Annotated in this window: 21 protein-coding genes; 3 read left to right on the plus strand and 18 right to left on the minus strand. The window is 56.7% G+C overall.

Features of this window, described 5'->3' with window-relative positions:
- Positions 1 to 137: 137 nt before the first annotated feature.
- Entirely contained in the window at positions 138 to 2426 is a 2289-nt protein-coding gene (locus AAIR21_RS23425) for an ATP-binding protein (RefSeq protein ID WP_183516905.1), read from the plus strand.
- Here the strand turns inward: AAIR21_RS23425 and alsK are convergent.
- The 6 genes from alsK to AAIR21_RS23455 all read right to left on the minus strand — a co-directional run bounded on the left by alsK (position 2371) and on the right by AAIR21_RS23455 (position 8464).
- Positions 2371 to 3315 (minus strand): allose kinase, encoded by a 945-nt coding sequence (gene alsK / locus AAIR21_RS23430; RefSeq protein ID WP_183516904.1) that lies wholly within the window; start codon positions 3313 to 3315, stop codon positions 2371 to 2373. The two genes, AAIR21_RS23425 and alsK, sit on opposite strands and share 56 nt — an antisense overlap.
- Positions 3299 to 3994, minus strand: coding sequence for a D-allulose 6-phosphate 3-epimerase (gene alsE / locus AAIR21_RS23435; RefSeq protein ID WP_020882821.1), 696 nt, complete (start codon positions 3992 to 3994; stop codon positions 3299 to 3301). The genes alsK and alsE overlap by 17 nt, the downstream gene beginning before the upstream one ends.
- 10 nt (positions 3995 to 4004) lie before the next feature.
- A complete protein-coding gene (alsC, locus tag AAIR21_RS23440) occupies positions 4005 to 4985 on the minus strand; it encodes a D-allose ABC transporter permease (protein ID WP_014168249.1) in 981 nt (326 codons plus the stop codon).
- A complete protein-coding gene (alsA, locus tag AAIR21_RS23445; RefSeq protein WP_014168250.1) occupies positions 4964 to 6496 on the minus strand; it encodes a D-allose ABC transporter ATP-binding protein AlsA in 1533 nt (510 codons plus the stop codon). Before alsA ends, alsC begins: the two co-directional genes overlap by 22 nt.
- A 76-nt stretch (positions 6497 to 6572) precedes the next feature.
- Positions 6573 to 7508 (minus strand): D-allose transporter substrate-binding protein, encoded by a 936-nt coding sequence (alsB, locus tag AAIR21_RS23450; protein ID WP_025206373.1) that lies wholly within the window; start codon positions 7506 to 7508, stop codon positions 6573 to 6575.
- Between the two features lie 65 nt (positions 7509 to 7573).
- The gene (locus tag AAIR21_RS23455) at positions 7574 to 8464 is read right to left on the minus strand and encodes a MurR/RpiR family transcriptional regulator (protein ID WP_014168252.1); all 891 of its coding nucleotides are present in this window, start codon (positions 8462 to 8464) and stop codon (positions 7574 to 7576) included.
- Positions 8465 to 8815: 351 nt separating this feature from the next.
- Between AAIR21_RS23455 and rpiB the strand changes: the two genes are divergently transcribed.
- Both rpiB and yjdP read left to right on the plus strand, forming a co-directional pair.
- Positions 8816 to 9265, plus strand: coding sequence for a bifunctional allose-6-phosphate isomerase/ribose-5-phosphate isomerase RpiB (gene rpiB, locus AAIR21_RS23460; RefSeq protein ID WP_025206372.1), 450 nt, complete (start codon positions 8816 to 8818; stop codon positions 9263 to 9265).
- 69 nt (positions 9266 to 9334) lie between these two features.
- Complete coding sequence (yjdP, locus tag AAIR21_RS23465) at positions 9335 to 9658, plus strand: DDRRRQL repeat protein YjdP (protein ID WP_014168254.1); 324 nt, start codon at positions 9335 to 9337, stop codon at positions 9656 to 9658.
- 54 nt (positions 9659 to 9712) lie between these two features.
- Here the strand turns inward: yjdP and phnP are convergent, their stop codons facing one another.
- Genes phnP through phnE form a run of 12 tightly spaced genes read right to left on the minus strand, consistent with a single transcriptional unit; the run spans position 9713 to position 18492 of the window.
- Positions 9713 to 10471, minus strand: a complete 759-nt coding sequence (gene phnP, locus AAIR21_RS23470; protein ID WP_040018698.1) for a phosphonate metabolism protein PhnP — start codon at positions 10469 to 10471, stop codon at positions 9713 to 9715.
- A 9-nt stretch (positions 10472 to 10480) separates the two neighbouring features.
- The gene (gene phnO, locus AAIR21_RS23475) at positions 10481 to 10915 is read right to left on the minus strand and encodes an aminoalkylphosphonate N-acetyltransferase (RefSeq protein WP_014168256.1); all 435 of its coding nucleotides are present in this window, start codon (positions 10913 to 10915) and stop codon (positions 10481 to 10483) included.
- Positions 10908 to 11459, minus strand: coding sequence for a ribose 1,5-bisphosphokinase (gene phnN, locus AAIR21_RS23480; RefSeq protein ID WP_040018699.1), 552 nt, complete (start codon positions 11457 to 11459; stop codon positions 10908 to 10910). Before phnN ends, phnO begins: the two co-directional genes overlap by 8 nt.
- The gene (phnM, locus tag AAIR21_RS23485; protein WP_434682359.1) at positions 11456 to 12592 is read right to left on the minus strand and encodes an alpha-D-ribose 1-methylphosphonate 5-triphosphate diphosphatase; all 1137 of its coding nucleotides are present in this window, start codon (positions 12590 to 12592) and stop codon (positions 11456 to 11458) included. Before phnM ends, phnN begins: the two co-directional genes overlap by 4 nt.
- Positions 12589 to 13269, minus strand: a complete 681-nt coding sequence (gene phnL / locus AAIR21_RS23490) for a phosphonate C-P lyase system protein PhnL (protein WP_014168259.1) — start codon at positions 13267 to 13269, stop codon at positions 12589 to 12591. The genes phnM and phnL overlap by 4 nt, the downstream gene beginning before the upstream one ends.
- Positions 13270 to 13278: 9 nt before the next feature.
- Entirely contained in the window at positions 13279 to 14034 is a 756-nt protein-coding gene (gene phnK / locus AAIR21_RS23495) for a phosphonate C-P lyase system protein PhnK (RefSeq protein ID WP_020882816.1), read from the minus strand.
- Positions 14031 to 14876, minus strand: a complete 846-nt coding sequence (gene phnJ / locus AAIR21_RS23500) for an alpha-D-ribose 1-methylphosphonate 5-phosphate C-P-lyase PhnJ (protein WP_014168261.1) — start codon at positions 14874 to 14876, stop codon at positions 14031 to 14033. Before phnJ ends, phnK begins: the two co-directional genes overlap by 4 nt.
- Positions 14869 to 15933, minus strand: coding sequence for a carbon-phosphorus lyase complex subunit PhnI (locus AAIR21_RS23505; RefSeq protein WP_059306466.1), 1065 nt, complete (start codon positions 15931 to 15933; stop codon positions 14869 to 14871). The genes phnJ and AAIR21_RS23505 overlap by 8 nt, the downstream gene beginning before the upstream one ends.
- Positions 15933 to 16517: a phosphonate C-P lyase system protein PhnH gene (gene phnH, locus AAIR21_RS23510; protein WP_014168263.1), complete on the minus strand. Its 585-nt coding sequence runs from the start codon at positions 16515 to 16517 to the stop codon at positions 15933 to 15935. Before phnH ends, AAIR21_RS23505 begins: the two co-directional genes overlap by 1 nt.
- Positions 16514 to 16966 carry a phosphonate C-P lyase system protein PhnG gene (gene phnG / locus AAIR21_RS23515; RefSeq protein ID WP_020882814.1) on the minus strand — a complete coding sequence of 151 codons (453 nt, stop codon included), beginning with the start codon at positions 16964 to 16966 and terminating at the stop codon, positions 16514 to 16516. The genes phnH and phnG overlap by 4 nt, the downstream gene beginning before the upstream one ends.
- A complete protein-coding gene (phnF, locus tag AAIR21_RS23520) occupies positions 16967 to 17692 on the minus strand; it encodes a phosphonate metabolism transcriptional regulator PhnF (RefSeq protein ID WP_020882813.1) in 726 nt (241 codons plus the stop codon). It abuts the gene before it with no gap.
- A 20-nt stretch (positions 17693 to 17712) separates the two neighbouring features.
- Complete coding sequence (phnE, locus tag AAIR21_RS23525; protein ID WP_025206369.1) at positions 17713 to 18492, minus strand: phosphonate ABC transporter, permease protein PhnE; 780 nt, start codon at positions 18490 to 18492, stop codon at positions 17713 to 17715.
- Between the last annotated feature and the right edge of the window lie 13 nt (positions 18493 to 18505).

Below are 18505 nucleotides of genomic sequence, written 5' to 3' on the forward strand. Positions count from 1 at the left end.
GGTAAATGCAAAATGTCAGAAGCCGTTCATATTTGTCATAGTTATGAATAGTTAACTTACATCACAATTCCCCGCTTTTTCCCTCTCAGCAGGAGAGGGCCAGGGTGAGGGCATCACATTGCACCGGAGCTTACCGTATGCCATCACACCGTCCGCCCTTCTTTGCCAGCGCCCGTGGTCGCCTGCTGATTTTTAATCTGCTGGTGGTGGCGGTGACGCTGATGGTCAGCGGCGTGGCGGTGCTCGGCTTTCGTCATGCCAGCCAGATCCAGGAACAGGTGCAGCAGCAGACGCTGGATGACATGACCGGCAGCATGAACCTCGCCCGCGATACCGCCAATGTGGCAACGGCGGCGGTGCGGCTCTCGCAAGTTGTAGGCGCGCTGGAATACAAGGGCGAAGCCGAGCGCCTGAAGCAGACGCAGATGGCGCTGCGTCACTCGCTGGAACAGCTTGCCGATGCGCCACTGGCGCAACAGGAGCCCGCGCTGGTGGCGCGAATTATTCAGAGAAGTAATGAGTTACAGCAGAGCGTGACGGGCATGCTGGAGCGCGGGCAGCGGCGTCATCTGGAGCGTAATGCGCTTCTCAGCGCGCTCTATCAAAGCCAGAGCTATTTACGCCATCTGCAGGACATCAACCGCCGTTACGCCAGCAACGTCCCGGATGCGCAACAGCTTATGGAAATGGACAGACTAATCATCGCCGCTATTGAAACGCCCTCGCCGCGCGCCACGGTTCAGCAGCTGGATGCCGTGACGGCAACGCTGCCCCGAAGCGTGACGCAGCCCGTGGTGAACGCTATCCTGCCCGATTTTAATGCCGAGCTTCACAAGCTTGTTCCGCTCTCGACGCAGCTGGAGGAGAGCGATCTGGCGATCAGCTGGTATATGTTCCACATCAAGGCGCTGGTGGCGATATTAAACAGCGACATCAATCAGTACGTTGAACAGGTGGCGCAGGCCTCCCGGCTACGCACTGCCCAGAGTCACCAGGAGCTGCGCTCCATCAGCGTATTTATCAGTGTGTTCGCCGTGCTGGCGCTGATCATCACCGGGTGCGCCTGTTGGTATATCTACCGTAATCTGGCCTCCAACCTGACGGCCATCTCCCGGGCGATGTCGCGCCTTGCTCATGGCGAGCAGGATGTTTCCGTCCCCGGGCTGCAGCGTCGTGATGAGCTGGGTGAGCTGGCGCGAGCGTTTAACGTTTTTGCCCGCAACACCGCCTCGCTTGTCCACACCACCCGCCTGCTGAAAGAAAAAACCACGCAGATGGAGATCGACCGTATCGAGCGTCAGGGGCTGGAAGAGGCGCTGCTGCACAGCCAGAAGATGAAGGCCGTCGGGCAGCTGACGGGCGGTCTGGCGCATGACTTTAACAACCTGCTGGCGGTGATCATTGGCAGTCTGGAACTCACCGATCCCGACTCACATGACGCCCCGCGTATCACCCGGGCACTCAAGGCCGCCGAGCGTGGTGCGGTGCTGACCCAGCGCCTGCTGGCGTTTTCCCGCAAGCAATCCCTGACCCCGCACGCGGTAGAGATGAAACCGCTGCTCGAGAACCTGCGGGAGTTGATGTACCACTCGCTGCCGGCCACCCTGACGCTGGAAATTGAAGCGCAATCACCGGCGTGGCCGGCGTGGATAGACGTCAGCCAGCTGGAAAACGCCATTATTAACCTGGTGATGAACGCCCGCGATGCGATGGAGGGACAGACGGGAGTTATTAAGATCCGCACGTGGAATCAGCGCGTGACGCGCAGTGACGGACGCAGGCAGGATATGGTGGCGCTGGAGGTTATTGACCGGGGAAGTGGAATGTCGCAGGAGGTCAAATCCCGGGTCTTCGAACCGTTCTTCACGACCAAGCAAACCGGGAGCGGTAGCGGATTAGGCCTGTCGATGGTCTACGGTTTTGTGCGCCAGTCCGGTGGGCGCGTGGAGATTGAAAGCGCGCCGGGGCAGGGGACCACCGTGCGGCTGCATCTGCCACGCTCGACGCTGCCTGTTCGTTCTGCTGATGAGACCCAGGCCGCCGCGGCTGCCGTTGAAAATGAACGCCTGGTACTGGTGCTGGAAGATGAAGCCGATGTCCGCCAGACCCTGTGCGAGCAGCTGCATCAGCTGGGCTATCTGACGCTTGAAGCGGACAACGGCGAACAGGCCCTGAAGATGCTGGACGCGTCACCGGATATTGGCATGTTCATTAGCGACTTAATGCTGCCCGGCAACCTCAGCGGTGCCGAGGTGATCAACCATGTGCGCAGCCATTATCCGCAGCTTCCGGTGTTGCTGATCAGCGGCCAGGATCTGCGTCCGACGCATAACCCGCAACTGCCGGACGTGGCGTTACTGCGTAAGCCTTTTACCCGTGTACAGCTGGCACAGGCGTTGCGCAAGGTGATGACAGGAACTGTCTGAGAGCCAGGGTCGCCGCCCCCTGAGCACCGTTAAAGGATGACGATGATGCTGTAATGAAACGGACTGCCTCATACGGCAGCGGACGGCGCAGATGCTGTTTAATTCTGGCAATCAGCGCGTCGCGTGGAAAATCGACCATATCCATCACGCCGCCGCCGAGGATCACCGCATCCGGGTCGAAGAGATTTACGCTGGTGGCAATGGCTCGGGCTGCATGATTTAAGAGCTGTATGACAAAGGGGTCATGACACGCTGAGGTAAAAATCTCGCCAATCGCGTAATCACGGGGCTGTTGTTCATACCACTGTTTCAGGGCAATACCGGAACAGACGGTCTCCAGACATCCTGTGTTACCACAACCGCAATGGCGTGACATATCGCCCTGCGGAATATGTCCAAGCTCGCCTGCGACCCCGTGTGCACCTGTCCAGGGCGCGCCGTTCAGCCAGATGGCGAACCCCATGCCGGTACCGAGATAGGCTGCCAGAACCTGCTGTTGCTGCAAGTTGTGCTGCTTAACATCAAAAGAGAGCTGGAGGTTAACGTCACGGTAGAATTCGACCGGGCATCCCAGCGCGTCCGCCAGTTTGCCCGCCAGGTCCTGTCGGTCTGTTGCCTGTAATGGCAGGTTTGGTGTTGAGATTATGGTGCGTTTGTCTTTGCCGACCAGCGCAGGAAAACCCATCACCAGACCCCGACAGCGAACCTGATAGTGGCGAAGCCTTGCAACGATCATTTCTGCGACGCCGCACATGACGCCTGAACGGATAATGTCTGCCGTACGGTGTTTTTCACAGTGCAGCACGGCCCCCTCGGCTGTAAGCAGGCAAAAACGGATATGGGTAGCGCCCATATCCACTCCGGCGACGACATCAGGCTGTTTTTGCATGAGGAAGGGCCTCGTTCTTTGCCGACAGAATCTGTCCGGCCATCAGTTGCCATGCGTCGTCGATATTCTCTGCGTGGTTGAACAGCCCTGACGTCCCGACGATAAAGACATCAGCCCCGGCGGCCATCAGTTTTTTGTAGGTGGACTGATTGCAGGAGCCATCGATCTCAATCTCATAGCGCAGCCCTTCACGTTCGCGCCAGGCTTTCAGCTCGGCAATTTTTTCGAGCATTTCCGGAATGAAAGGCTGCCCGGCAAAGCCAGGATCGACGGTCATGACCGTAATTTTGTCCGCCTTGTGAATGTAATATTTCATCGCTTCAACGGGCGTTTCAGGGTTGAGGATCAGACCGACTCTCATGCCATGACGGCGAATTTCGTCAATCAGGCGGAAGGCCTGACCGTTAATCGTTTCCGGATGCAGGGTGATGAAATCCGCTCCGGCCTGTGCCAGTTGACTAATGTAGTCCTGGGGGCGCGTCACCATCAGATGGCAGTCCAGCGGTTTGGTGGCGAGCTTCTTCACCTGGCTGACAAAGAACGGTGATAGCGTCAAATTGGGCACAAAGTGACCGTCCATGATATCGATATGGAAGTAGTCCGCGTGCTGGTCTATGAATTCGATCTGCTCTTTGAATTTCAGCAGGTCCATACACATCAGGGAGGGGGAAATTTTCATCGTCAATTCCTTACTTACTGATCAATCTATCGAGGGCGACAGCGGCGATAATCAACCCGCCCATCACCACCAGCTGGTAGTAGGTTTGTACTTGTAAAATATTGAGTCCGTTATTGATGGTGCCGATGATGAGCCCCCCAATCACGACAGAGAAGATGCGCCCTTTACCGCCAAAGAAGCTGGTTCCGCCGATAATGGCGCTGGCAATGGCGTAGGTTTCAAAGCCCATCCCAGCCAGCGGTTCTGCTGCCCCCAGTCGTGCCGTTGACACCACGCCTGCCAGCCCTGCACACACACCGGAGATAATGAAAACCACCAGGATATGAAACTTCACGTCAATACCGGAGTAGAACGCCGAGTTCTTGTTACCGCCCAGCGCGTAGATGTTGCGTCCCAGCCGCATACGGGTGGTGAGGAACCAGAGAATCACCGCCACTACCAGCGAGAAGATCACCGGCACGGGAATACCTAAGAGATTGGCGGCAAAAAAGTTTACAAAGTCGAACGAGAAGCCGTATACCGAGTTGGCATCCGAAATCACCAGCGTAATGCCGCGAAAAATGGCGTTAGTGCCCAGGGTGATAATGAACGGATGCAGCCCGGTCCAGTTGACCAGACAGCCGTTGATCGCGCCTAACGCACCGCCAACCAGCACGCCGCCAATGAGCGCTGCCAGGAACGGGTCGACGCCGGCCAGCATGAGCTTGGCGGTCACCATCCCGGACAGCGCCAGAATCGCCCCGACGGACAGATCGATACCTGCCACCAGAATGGCAAAGAACTCGCCCATCCCGATCAGCACCGTCACCGAACTCTGAACAAAAATCTGAGTGATGTTGTTGGTGGTCAGGAAGTATTCCGACGACAGCGTGCCAAAGATGGCAACGATGATCGCGAGGATGAAAAAGGTGCCGTACTTGTCCCAGAACAGCGCGAAATTAAACGGTTTTTTTTCGTCCATATCGCGTTTCACTCTTGTGGTAATGCCCATGCCATAATCTCCTCTTCGCCCATGTCGTCGCGATTGGTCAGGATTTGCGTCAGTCGCCCTTCGCAGAACACGGCGATGCGGTCGCAGACGGCGATAATTTCAGGTAGCTCGGATGACACCATCAGGATGACCTTGCCCTCGTCAGCCAACTGGCGCATCACCTTGTAGATTTCGGCCTTTGCGCCGACGTCGATGCCGCGGGTAGGTTCATCAAAAATGATGACGTCCGGGTTGCAGCACAGCCATTTGGAAATCAGCACCTTCTGCTGGTTTCCGCCGGAGAGCTCAGTGATGTTTTGCTCCACGCTATGGCACTTTAACGCCAGCAGCTGGCGCTGCGTTTCAGCAGTTTTGCGCTCTTCATGTTCGCGAAACAGGCCCATGGCGCCTTTGTAGCCGCCATTTTTCAGGCTTTGGCTGACCGCCATGTTCTGAGCAATAGAGAAGTTGGGGAAGAAGCCGTTTTCCCGACGGCTTTCAGTGATGTAGGCCATCCCTTTTTTCAACGCATCTAACGGTGAGTGTGGGGAGATGGTTTTACCGTTGAGACGGATTTCACCGCTAGCGCGTTTATCCACCCCGAAGAGGCAGTCCATCAGCTCGGTGCGGCCTGAGCCGACGAGCCCTGCAAAGCCAAAGATTTCACCGCGGTTCACGCTGAACGAGATATCACGTACTTTTTTCTTGTCCCGGCTGGTGACGTTTTTCACTTCGAACACGGTATCGCGTTCGAGGTTGCCGGTACTTTCTTTCATCGCGTTAAAGCGGTTTTGCAACTCGCGGCCCACCATCAGGCGCACAATATCGTCGTTTGTGACATCACTCACCATGCCCGTGCAGACGCTGCTTCCATCTTTCATCACGGTAAAGCGGTCGCAAATGCGGCGGATTTCTGCGAGCTTATGCGAGATATACACAATTGCTGTGCCCTCTTTACGTAATTGATTCATGATCAGGAAAAGATAATCCACCTCTTTATTGGTTAAAGACGATGTGGGCTCATCCATAATGATCGCTTTAGCGTTGAGCATTAATGTTTTTGCAATTTCCAGCATTTGCTTGTGGCTGATGGATAAATTCGCCACCTTTTCATCTAAATCGACTTTCAATCCCACGCGTAAAAGCATCATTGCGCCGCGAATACGCATCTCTTTCCAGTCGATGATATTGACGCCACAGACTTTTTTCGTCAGATGACGGCCAATATATAAATTCTCCAGAACGGTTAATTCATCGATAACGCTAAGTTCCTGGTAAATTATGCCAATGCCCAACTGTGCTGCCAGTTTATGATCGAGCTTGTCGTAATTTACCTCGTTGATAGTAATAGTTCCTTTGGTCGGTTCATGTATTCCCGACAATACTTTCATTAAGGTTGATTTACCGGCGCCATTCTCCCCTAATAACGCATGAATCTCGTGGGGATAAATAGTTAAATCAACCGACGTTAATGCGTGAACCGGACCAAAGGATTTGCCGATCCCCGCCATTGAGATATATGGCGTGACCATGTTTACTCCTTATGTTTTCCCTCTCATCCTGTGGGAGAGAGTTGGGGTGTGGGCATCTGACCGCACCGGATATCAGTTATTTCGTCACCAGAACCGAATCAACCAGTTTGAATTCAGGCGTTTTTTCTAGTGGGATCACGTTGCCGGTTTTCGCCGCATCCACCATCAACTTCAGGCCCGTAGCACCAATATCCGCTGGGTTCTGCGCGACGGTGGCGGTCATTTGTCCGGCGTCGACCATCTTACGTGCTTCAGGAATGCCATCCGTGCCAACGACCAGTACTTTTCCTGTTTTACCGGCGTTTGCCACCGCCTGTGCCACGCCCATTGCCATGGTGTCGTTTGCACAGTAGAAGGCTTTCAAATTCGGGTTGCGTTGCAAAACGTTGGTGGCGACATCCAGGGCTTTAATGCGATCCCAGTCGGCGGGTTGGCTGGCAACGAGCTTGATTTGACTTGCTTTTTTGAAGGTTTCTGTCGCGCCATTGCGGCGTGCCTCTCCCGATGCATTTCCGGCTTTCCCTTCAATAATCGCGACTTCACCGCCCTGAACACCGAGTTTATCAATGATAAAGCCTGCCCCTTTTGCCCCAACGGCTACGTTATCCGTCGTGACAAAACCTTCAACGTTACCGCCGGCTTTTTTCAGGTTATCCATATCGATTTTTTCATCGAGATTGACCAGATAAATGCCTTTTTGCCAGGCGCGTGAGACGGGCATCACCAGGTTGACCGAGGAGAGTGGGGCAAAGGCAATGCCTTTGTATTTCTTATTACTCAAGTCTTCAAAAAGCTGCAGTTGAGACTGAAAATCACCCTCTGACGGCGAAGCAAAAATATCAACACTTACCCCCAGGGTTTTTGCTTCATCTTCGATCCCTTTCTTCATATCCACCCAGAATGGATTGTTCAATGTTTTTAATACTACTGCATATTCTGCGGCAGCAAATGCGCTGGTAGATAACATTAAGCCCATAGCGGCGCCGCTGAAATATTTCAGATATTTATTCATAGCAGTGTTCTCAATGTAGGGTATATTTTTGTTGATCCCGCTAATACGGGATCAACCTTTTATCTTTACTTCAGGGCGCCAGGGGAGAAGAAATCCACAATAGCACCGGTTTTTTGCATGTTGAGTGTGGCCTGTTGAATATTCTGTTGTGCAACGGATACAAATAAAGCATCTAATAGTGTGAGTTGTAATATACGCGCGGAGGCGTTACGCCCTAATAAAGGGGTCTCTGGTGCTGGCGAACAAATAATATAATCAGCGAGTTTGGCAATGGGTGAATGATAGCTATGGGTAATGCAGATAATCTTCGCACCGTTCTTTTTCGCTAACTCTACTGCGGCTTTCACATCGCTGGTGCGTCCTGAGTGTGTTACCACCAGCACTACGTCTCCCTCTTTCAGCAGCGATGCTGACATCATCATGATATGGGCGTCCTGATAGGACTGGCAGCGCACGCCGATACGTAAAAACTTGTGCTGGATGTCGGCACAAATGGCGTTAGAGCCGCCGACGCCGTAGAGATCGCGCTGGTTAGCCTGAGCGAAGAAACGTGCTGCGCGATGAATTTCATCCACATTAACAATCGACTGGCCTTCCATAATGGTGCGAAGCGTAATGTTGAACACTTTATTAACCACATCCTGTGGCGCTTCATCAAAGGCGAGTTCAGCGGGGAGCACCTGCTCGGATTGAGAGAAGTAGTCCACAAGCGCTGCGCGCAGAGTACGAAAACCGCTAAACCCGAGCAGCTTGGCTACTTTGACGATCATCGCTTCCGAGACCAGCAGTGTTTCGGCAACATCTTTAATTGCCGGCGCACCGCTCAGGTTACCTGGCTGAAGCAGCCAGTCGACGATACGGCTCTCGTTGTCGGTCATCCCTTCCTGTTTCATACGCAGGTAAGGTGCCAGACCGATGCCATTAGGCAGCTCTTTTTCAAATTCTGACTGACTCATCGCTCTCTGTTGTCCTTAAAAATGAAGACGACACTATATCATCACAACCTTCCCGGGAAATATGTTGCCAACTTCACAGTATTTATAAATTCATAAAGTTTTATTGGTTGTGAAGTTTTGGGCTGTGCGTTGTTGCTTCATTCGTTGTAAATCAATTACTTAATTTCTTTGGCATTGAGTGGACTAAGACTTACAGGCAAACTTAACCATCAGGTCAGGGTTGAAATGCGATCCTCAGGGGTGTAGAACACGCTCAGAACGCGATGGTTTTGTGGTTTTATTGCACAACTAACCGGTCTTAAATCACAAAATACATCGCGTTCGTAAAGTTTACTCACTGAGAGGCAAATCATGAAAAGGATTGCGTTTGGTTGCGATCACGTTGGCTTCATACTGAAAGAGGACATACTGGCCCATCTGCATGGGCGTGGCGTAGAGGTGGTGGATAAGGGTACCTGGTCGCCCGAACGCACCGATTACCCGCATTATGCCAGCGCTGTTGCGACGTCCCTGCTCGACGGTGAGGTTGATGGAGGCATCTTAATTTGTGGTACCGGCGTTGGGATCTCTATTACGGCCAACAAATACCCCGGCATTCGTGCAGTGGTATGTAGTGAGCCTTATTCTGCGCAGCTTTCAAGGCAGCATAACAACACCAATATACTGGCATTTGGCTCACGTGTTGTTGGCCTTGAGCTGGCAAAAATGATTGTCGATGCCTGGCTCAATGCAGAATTTGAGGGCGGGAGACACCAGGTGAGAGTGGAAGCGATAGGGGTGATTGAACAGGCGCAGAAATGAGATTCCTCCGCTACCCCAGCCAGCTGTTGTTCATTACCGTAAGGCCAGTCCACCTGCGAGTCTGGTCTTATGAAACGTTACTCTACCGCTCTGTTATTTGGTCTGCTGTCACTTACCAGCCAACTGGCTCACGCCGATGTTATTGATGAAGCCATTGGCAATATTCAGCAGGCGATCAACGATGCCTATAACCCCAGCAGCAGTCGCAGTAGCGATGATGACGACGATCGCTACGATCGCAGCCGCCAGACCGACAGCCGTCAGTATGACGATCGCCGCAGGCAACTGGAGGATCGCCGTCGCCGTCTGGATGAGCGTCAACGCCAGCTGGATGATGACAGGCGTCAGTTAGAAGAAGATGAACGCCGGTTAGAAGACGATTACGATCGCTGATACGCGCGGTTTAGCATCCATACGCCTCGCCCTCTCATTCAGAGAGGGAGTGACCTAATCCAGCAACAACGTCATTCCGTCATATCCCGCCTCGAACCCGTCGGGTAGCGGGTTATCCATCATCCATACGTCGAACTGATGACTGATATGGGTCAGGATCACCTGCGGACAGCCGATGATCTCATTTAAGGCAATAACCGTATTCAGATCGCAATGGTTGCGCGGCGTTTCGTCACGCGGTTCGTGGCTGCAGTCGATGATCATCGCCTGCGGCCGGTTATTGAGCAGAAATTTTACCGTTTTATCAGGTAATCCGGCGGTGTCGGAGAGCCAGGCTACACGGCTGTGGGCGGACTCCAGCAGGTAGCCAAAGGTGATTTTCGAGTGATTCAGCGGCAGCGGCGTGACCCGCAGGCCCTGCAGTTCAAACACCACAAACGGCTCTACCGTATGGCTGAAATCCAGAATCCCCGGGTGTTTAAACAGGTCGTCACACCCCGCCTCGTCTGGTGGGCCGTACACCGGAACAGGGGCACCGACGCCCCAGCGCAGGGGGAACAGCCCCTGGACGTGATCCATATGGTAATGGGTCAGTAAAAACTGCTGAAAGCTGCCTGCCGGCCAGTCGTCCATCAGGTGCGGGATACCGGCGTCCAGCAGCGTTACCGCATCGTTGAATTTGACTACCGCGCTACAGGGGCGACGGCGATGGTTATCCTGCAGACGCGCCCGGCGACACGCCGCGCAGTCGCAGCCAAACACCGGCACCAGCTGAGCGCTACCGGTTCCCGTTAACGTAATCGTCAGACTCATCGTGCACCTCTACAACAGTTTGGTGAAACGAAAATGGCTCTGCGTATACCCTTCACGCGCATAAAAACGGTGAGCGTCCAGGCGCTTCACGCTGGTGGATAGCTCTGTCAGTTCAGCGCCCGCCTGCCGCGCCACGTTCTCCGCCCAGGCCAGCAGCTGGCTGCCCACCCTGAGACCGCGCGCCTGTGGCATGACCACCAGCTCCTGGATCTCGCCAATCCATCTGGCGTGGTGCAGGTGAAACTGCATATGCAGGCCAATCATGCCCACCACCTGGCCGTTTAATTCAGCCAGCTGGTAACGCATATTGTGGTCCTGCAGATTGGCAAGATACCCGGCGTGGAACGCCTGATGATCAAACTCACTCTGCTTGAGTTCGCAAATCAGCGCGTAAACAATCTGCGCATCGTCGGCAGTGGCGGGGCGAAGCTGGCAGTCAGGCATGCTGTTTCTCCTTCTGACGGATAAGCGTTAAAAAGTTATCGACTGACTGTAGCAAACTTCCGTCGTTATTGAGGATATGACAGTTCGATGGGGTATAGCGCGCCGCACGTTCAAGCCGCTGCTCTATCTCTTTGGCGTTTTCGCGACCCCGGCTCTGCAACCGGCTGCGCAGCACATCAGGCGAGACCTGCAGACAGACCGGCAACAGCGCTGCTTCATAGCGGGCGCGCGCTTGTTGAAGGTGTGCGCGTGAGCCGTTGACCAGCACGTCGAACCCGGCGTGCAGCCACAGGTCTGTCTCGATGCCTATCCCGTAGTAATAACCGTTGGCGTGCCAGCTAAGCGCCAGCAGATTTTGCCCGGCGCGCGTGAAAAATTCCGGCTCGCTCAGGGCGATATGGTTCTCACTCCCGGCATTCGCCGCACGGGTGATATAGCGGTGCGCAACCAGAAGCTGGGGATGTTCCCGCTGCCGTAACGCGGACAGCAGGCTGTCCTTACCAGAGCCTGACGGCCCCATTAGCCAGATTAGTCTTCCCATCAGAACACCCGTTTCCCCTGACGCCAGACGTGGTCGATATGGATGTGCTCGCCCTTACGGTGAACCAGCACCAGATCCGCCCGTTTACCTTCAGCTATCTCTCCACGATCGTGAAGATTGAGTGCCGTTGCCGGGTTTTTCGTTACCAGACGAATCGCCTGCGGCAGCGTAAAGCGATTGTTTTCGTCAGTCGCGACCCGGAAGGCGGCGTCCAGCAGGCTGGCGGGGTAGTAGTCGGACGAGAGGATATCCAGCAGACCTAGCGACGCGAGCGCGCTTGCCGCCACGTTGCCGGAGTGTGAGCCGCCGCGCACGATATTCGGCGCCCCCATCAGGACGTTCATGCCATGGGTGCGGGAGGCTTCTGCTGCTTCAAACGTGGTGGGAAATTCAGCGATTACGCTGCCAAGCTGGTGTGATTCGCGCACATGTTCATGCGTCGCATCATCATGGCTGGCTAAGGCAATGTTGCGATCCCGACACATGGCGGCAATGGAGAGTCGGTTTGGTTGAGACCACTGCGCCGCAAGCTGTCGCTGTTCCTCTTCATAACGCGCCATTTCCTCGTTGGTCAGCGCGTATTTTCCCTGATAGTACTCGCGGTATTTCTCTATTCTGGCGAACTGACGCTGCCCCGGCGAGTGGTCCATCAACGAGACCAGTGAGACCGGCTCGCGGTCCACCAGCTTTTCAAACAGCGGCAGAGTGGTGTGATGCGGGAGTTCACACCGCAGGTGCAAACGATGCTCGGCGCGGTTAAGGCCGCGTTTTTGCGTCTCTTCCACGGCGTTGATCATCTTCTCAAGGTTTTCCAGACGGTCGCCGCCGTCGCGCACGTCGCCAATCGCTACGGCGTCCAGCACGGTAGTGATGCCGCTGGCGACCATCAGCGCGTCATGGCTGCTCATCGCGGAATGAGCTGGCCAGTCGACTTTCGGACGCGGGGTAAAGAATTTATCCAGATTATCGGTGTGCAGTTCGATAAGGCCCGGCAGCAGCCAGCCCCCTTCACCGTCCATCGCTTCCGGGGCGCGGCTCTGGGTTTCCGCAAAGGCGCGGATCTCTCCGGCCTGGATCTCAATCGAGCCATCAACGACTTCATTTTCCAGCACCAGCTTTACGTTATTCACGATCATGCGAGCGTCCCCATCGGGTGCAGCCTGTCTGCGACGCGGGAGCGAACGGTGTCGTCGTGGAAGATCCCCACGATCGCCGCGCCGCGTGCTTTGGCCTGTTCGATCAGTTCAACCACCGCCGCGCTGTTCTTACTGTCGAGCGAGGCAGTGGGTTCATCAAGCAGTAAAATCGGGTAGTCGACGATAAATCCGCGGGCGATATTCACCCGCTGCTGCTCGCCACCGGAAAAGGTCGACGGGGCAAGGTGCCAGAGGTGTTCCGGCACGTTCAGGCGCGTGAGCAGGCCGGCGGCTTTCGCGGCACAGGTCTCGCGCGGAACGCCCAGGTCCAGCAGCGGCTGCATGACCACGTCCAGGGCGGAGATCCGTGGGATCACCCGCAAAAACTGGCTGACCCAGCCGATCGTCGAGCGGCGCACGTCCAGCACCTTACGCGCCGGCGCTTGCACCAGATCGACCCATTCATTGCCATGACGAATATAGATATGGCCTTCGTCCGGCAGATAGTTGGCGTACAGGGAGCGCAGCAGCGTCGATTTGCCGCTGCCGGAATGGCCGTGCAACACCACGCATTCACCCTTGCTAACGTCCAGAGAGGCGCTGTGCAGGACCGGCAGGCGCACGCCGTTTTGCTGGTGGAGTACAAAGGTCTTACTGACATTTTCTACGCGGATCATGGGGGCCTCTTAATTCTGCAATACCGATGACACCAGCAGCTGGGTGTACGGATGGTGGGGATCGTCGAGTACGCGGTCGGTCAGCCCACTTTCCACCACCTGACCCTGCTTCATCACCAGAAGACGGTCCGCCAGCAGGCGGGCAACGCCTAAATCATGGGTGACAATCACCACGGCCAGGTTCAGTTCCACCACCAGGCCGCGCAGCAGGTCGAGCAGACGCGCCTGAACGGAGACGTCCAGCCCACCGGTGGGTTCGTCCATAAACACCAGCTTCGGGTGAGTGACGAGATTGCGGGCAATCTGCAGGCGCTGCTGCATACCGCCGGAGAAGGTGGTGGGCAGGTCATCAATGCGCGAGGTGGGGATCTCCACATCGCTCAGCCATTGCTGTGCTGTGGCGCGGATGTTGCCATAATGGCGTGCGCCGGTGGCCATCAGCCTTTCACCGATATTGCCTCCGGCCGAGACCTGCCGGCGCAGGCCGTCCATGGGATGTTGATGCACCACGCCCCATTCGGTGCGCAGCAGGCGACGACGTTCGGCCTCGCTCATGCCGTACAGCGACCGGCCCTCATATAAAATGTCGCCCTTTTGCGGCGTCAGTCGTGCAGAGATAGATTTCAGCAGGGTGGTTTTGCCCGAGCCGGACTCGCCGACAATACCCAGTACCTCGCCCGGCCACAGCTCAAACGAGACGTCGCTGAAGCCTTTGCCCGGCGCGTAAAGGTGGGTCAGGTTATTAACCGAAAGCAGCGGTTTCATTGGCTTTTCGCCTCGCTCTGTTGGCGGCAGAAGTCGGTGTCGGAGCAGACAAACATCCGTTTGCCCGTGTCATCCAGCACCACTTCGTCCAGATAGCTGTGTTTTGAGCCGCAAATGGCGCACGGCTCGTCCCACTCCTGCACCGTAAACGGGTGGTCGTCGAAATCGAGACTCTCCACGCGGGTGTAAGGCGGTACGGCGTAGATGCGTTTTTCACGCCCGGCACCAAACAGCTGCAGGGCAGGCATCATGTCCATCTTCGGGTTGTCGAATTTGGGGATGGGGGACGGGTCCATCACGTAGCGTCCATTGACCTTGACCGGATAGGCGTAGGTTGTGGCGATATGGCCGAAGCGGGCGATATCCTCATACAACTTCACCTGCATGACGCCGTACTCTTCCAGGGCGTGCATGGTGCGGGTTTCCGTTTCACGCGGCTCGATAAAGCGCAGGGGCTCCGGAATAGGCACCTGAAAAATCAAAATCTGATCTTCCGTCAGCGGTGTTTCCGGAATGCGGTGACGGGTCTGGATCAGCGTCGCATCTTCGGTTTTTTCGGTGGTATTGACGCCCGTCACCCGTTGAAAGAACTGGCGAATCGACACGGCGTTGGTGGTGTCATCAGCCCCCTGGTCGATGACCTTCAGCACGTCCGACTCGCCAATGACGCTGGCGGTCAGCTGAATGCCGCCGGTACCCCAGCCGTATGGCATGGGCATTTCGCGGCCGCCGAACGGCACCTGATAACCGGGGATAGCCACCGCTTTCAAAATGGCGCGGCGGATCATGCGTTTAGTTTGTTCATCCAGATAAGCAAAGTTGTAGCCGCTTAAGTTAGTCATGTGCGCGCTCCCGTTGCAGGCGTTTCAGCAGTTCCAGTTCGGCCTGGAAATCGACGTAGTGCGGCAGCTTGAGGTGGGAAACGAAGCCCGCGGCCTCGACGTTATCCGCATGGGCCAGCACGAACTCCTCGTCCTGCGCCGGGCCGGAGACCGCTTCGCCGTAGTCCGGTGCCTGCAGGGCACGGTCGACCAGCGCCATCGCCATCGCCTTGCGCTCACTCATGCCGAACACCAGCCCGTAACCGCGGGTAAAATGCGGGGCCTCGTTCTCGGGGGCGACAAATCCATTCACCATTTCGCATTCGGTCATGAGCAGTTCGCCGATGTTCACCGCAAAACCCAGCTCTTCGGGCACGATCTCGACGTTAAGGTAGCCGCTACGAATCTCCGCCGCGAACGGATGGTTGCGGCCGTAGCCACGCTGGGTGGAGTAGGCCAGCGCCAGTAAATACCCCTCGTCGCCGCGCATCAGCTGCTGCAGGCGCGACGAGCGTGAACAGGGGTAAACCGGCGGCGTGCGGGTGATGTCGTCAGGTTGCGCGCCAGTATCGTCTTCGGCCTTCGCCAGACCCTGTTTCGCCAGCAGGCTAAAAACGTGCGGGGAGGGAACCTGCTCTGCATCCGAGGTGCTCAACTGGGGCGTTTCGCCGTTCGCCAGCAGGGTGAAATCCAGCAGACGGTGGGTGTAGTCATAGGTGGGCCCAAGCAGCTGGCCACCGGGGATGTCTTTATAGACCGCCGAAATACGACGTTCCAGACGCATTTCTGCCGTATTGATCGGTTCGCTCACCGCCAGTTTCGCCAGTGTGGTGCGATAAGCACGCAGCAGGAAGATGGCTTCGACGTTGTCGCCGCTGGCCTGTTTCAGCGCCAGCGCCGCCAGTTCGCGATCAGCGACGCCGCCTTCAGTCATTACCCGGTCGACGGCCAGATTGAGCTGCTGCTCAATCTGGGTGACGCTGAGCTCGGGAAGCGCGTCATCACCCCGTCGTCTGTGCGCCTGCAAGGCATGGGCGGCGGCGATAGCCTTCTCGCCCCCTTTGACGGCAACGTACATCAGCACACCTCCACATGAGTGGTACGAGGGATGGCCAGCAGGCGTTCTCCGCAGGTGAGGATCAGGTCAATACCGAGCGGGAACGGGTGCGGGCGTTCGGTCAGTTCATGAATGATGCACTCCGGCAGCTGTGGCGCGACCATGCGCTCTTCGGCAATACCCGCCCCCGTGAGGCGCAGCATGCGGCCACCGCTCAGGCTTGATACCTGCAAAATCAGCGTGGCGCTGGTCTCCGGTGCCACCGCGCTTCCTTCGCTCAGGGCATTAAGCTGCTCGTGGCTGATTTGCTCGTCGGCCACGGCAAACACCGCCTGCCGGGGTTGTTCAACCAGCGGGGCGTTGGTGTGAAAGCGCAGGTTCTGGCTGGCGATATCATTCGATAACGCGCCAGAGAGCCACACCGGGGTGTCGTTGTCGGCGAGCGTCAGCAGTACGCTGGTGGTCGCCAGATTCAGCGGCAGCCAGCCCTGAGAGAGCTGATGCAGCGAGACGATGACGCCCGGTTCGCTCATGGCTTTCAGCAGGCGACGAAAACTTTGTTGGGCATCCTGGACGGCCAGGGTAAAAGCGGGTTGAAGCGTCATGCGTTATCTCCGCGAACGAGCGTAAAGAAGTCGACCCGGCTGGTGTTTATCTGGGCCTGGCGGGCGGCAATCAGTGCAGCACGGTCGGCTTCCAGCGGGGCAATAAGGGTTTCCATCAGGGTCTGGAAATGAGGTTGTTCCTGTAACAGGGCGTCAATCACCGCGCAGCGTTCGGCGTGTGGTTTGTCGCGCCCGAGCACGTAGCTGTAGCCCAGCGTGCCGCTGTTCAGGCGGATCACTGCGCGGGTGAGGGTGGCATCGCCGGCGAAGAAGCGCTCACCGGTACCGCCCATACGCGCCTGGATCTGCACCAGACCGATTTCCGGCGCGCGGATGAGGTCATATTCCGGCGTCAGATTCAGCGCCTGCATGCGGTCCGAAAGCGCAGCGGGCTGGCTGTGCGCCAGGACGCCCATCCAGCGCTGGCGGGTGGAGGTATCGAAATGCATTCAGTGCTCCATGGTGAATTCGATCATGTCGGCGCGGGTCAGGCTGACGGAGTATTCCGTCGCGTCGATCTCGCCGTCACGGTGGTTGAGGGTGCGAACGCAGAGCAGCGGAGCCATGTTGGGGATCTCCAGCACTTTGCTCTCTTTGGCCTGCGCGCGGCGGGCGCTGATGCGCGTCTGGGTACGTTTAAGCGCGATGCCCGTGGCATCCTGAAGAAAATCATGCAGCGAGCCGCTGGAGAAATTTTGCAGCACCGGCCACAGCGCCAGGTCGGCGAAGTAGTGGTCTATCTGGCACACCGCCACGCCGTTGACCCGACGCAGGGTACGCAGGTGGATGACATTGTCGCCCTCCTGAATGCCCAGCGCGTCCGCGACGTGGCTTGAGGCCGGGCGCAGCACCGACAGCAGTTTTTCGCTGGTCGGGTGGCTGCCCTGATCCAGCAGGTTCTGGCTAAAACGCGCCTGCGCATTGAGCGGATAGTCAAACGGACGCATCAACACCAGCACGCCGACGCCCTGACGGCGCTGCACCCAGCCGCGCTCGACCAGCTGATCAATGGCGCGGCGCAGCGTGTGTCGGTTCACTTCATAGCGGTCGGCAAGCTGCTGCTCGGCAGGCAGGTAGTCTCCGCAGCGGTAGTGGGTGCGAAGTTCCACCTCGAGCTTTGCCGCTATCTCTTGCCAGCGGGTGGGGTAACTGGTCGGATGTCTGGATAAGTGCATACAAATCAAAGCCTCGCTTCTCAGATGAAGTGCTTACGCAAACGTTGAGACATAAAATCCAGCAGGCTGACGGTGATGATAATGAGCACCATCAGGGCGCAGGTTTGCTGGAACTGGAACCCGCGAATCGCTTCCCACAGCGTGACGCCAATACCGCCTGCGCCCACCATGCCGACGACGGTGGCGGAACGAACGTTGGATTCGAAACGGTACAGGGAGTAGGAGATCAGCAGCGGCATCACCTGGGGCAGTACGCCGAAGAGAATCTCTTCAATTTTGTTGGCGCCCGTTGCGCGAATCCCTTCGACCGGGCCCGGCTCGATAGCTTCCACCGCCTCGGAGAGCAGCTTGGAGAGCACGCCGGTGGTATGAATAAACAGCGCCATCACCCCGGCGAACGGACCCAGGCCGACGGCCACCACGAACAGCATGGCAAAGACCATTTCGTTGATGGCGCGGCAGGCGTCCATCAGGCGACGCATCGGCTGGTAAATCCACCACGGTACGATGTTCTCGGCACTCATCAGGCCGAACGGAACAGAAAGGATGACGGCCAGGGCGGTGCCCCAGACGGCGATTTGCAGAGTGACCGCCATTTCACTGAGGTAATCCTGCCACTGGCTGAAATCAGGCGGGAAGAAGTCGGCGGCAAAAGTGGCCATATTGCCGGCATCTTTAAACAGCAGCAGCGGATCCATTTCCGCGCCCTGCCAGGAGATAACGAGCACCGCAAGCAAAATGGCCCAGCTAAAAAGCGAGAACCAGCTGCGTTTCGGCGGTGGGAGGGTGATGGTTTGCATGTGTGCCCCTTTG

The sequence above is a fragment of the Enterobacter sp. PTB genome, from assembly GCF_051130085.1.
Classification (GTDB): Bacteria; Pseudomonadota; Gammaproteobacteria; order Enterobacterales; family Enterobacteriaceae; genus Enterobacter; species Enterobacter ludwigii.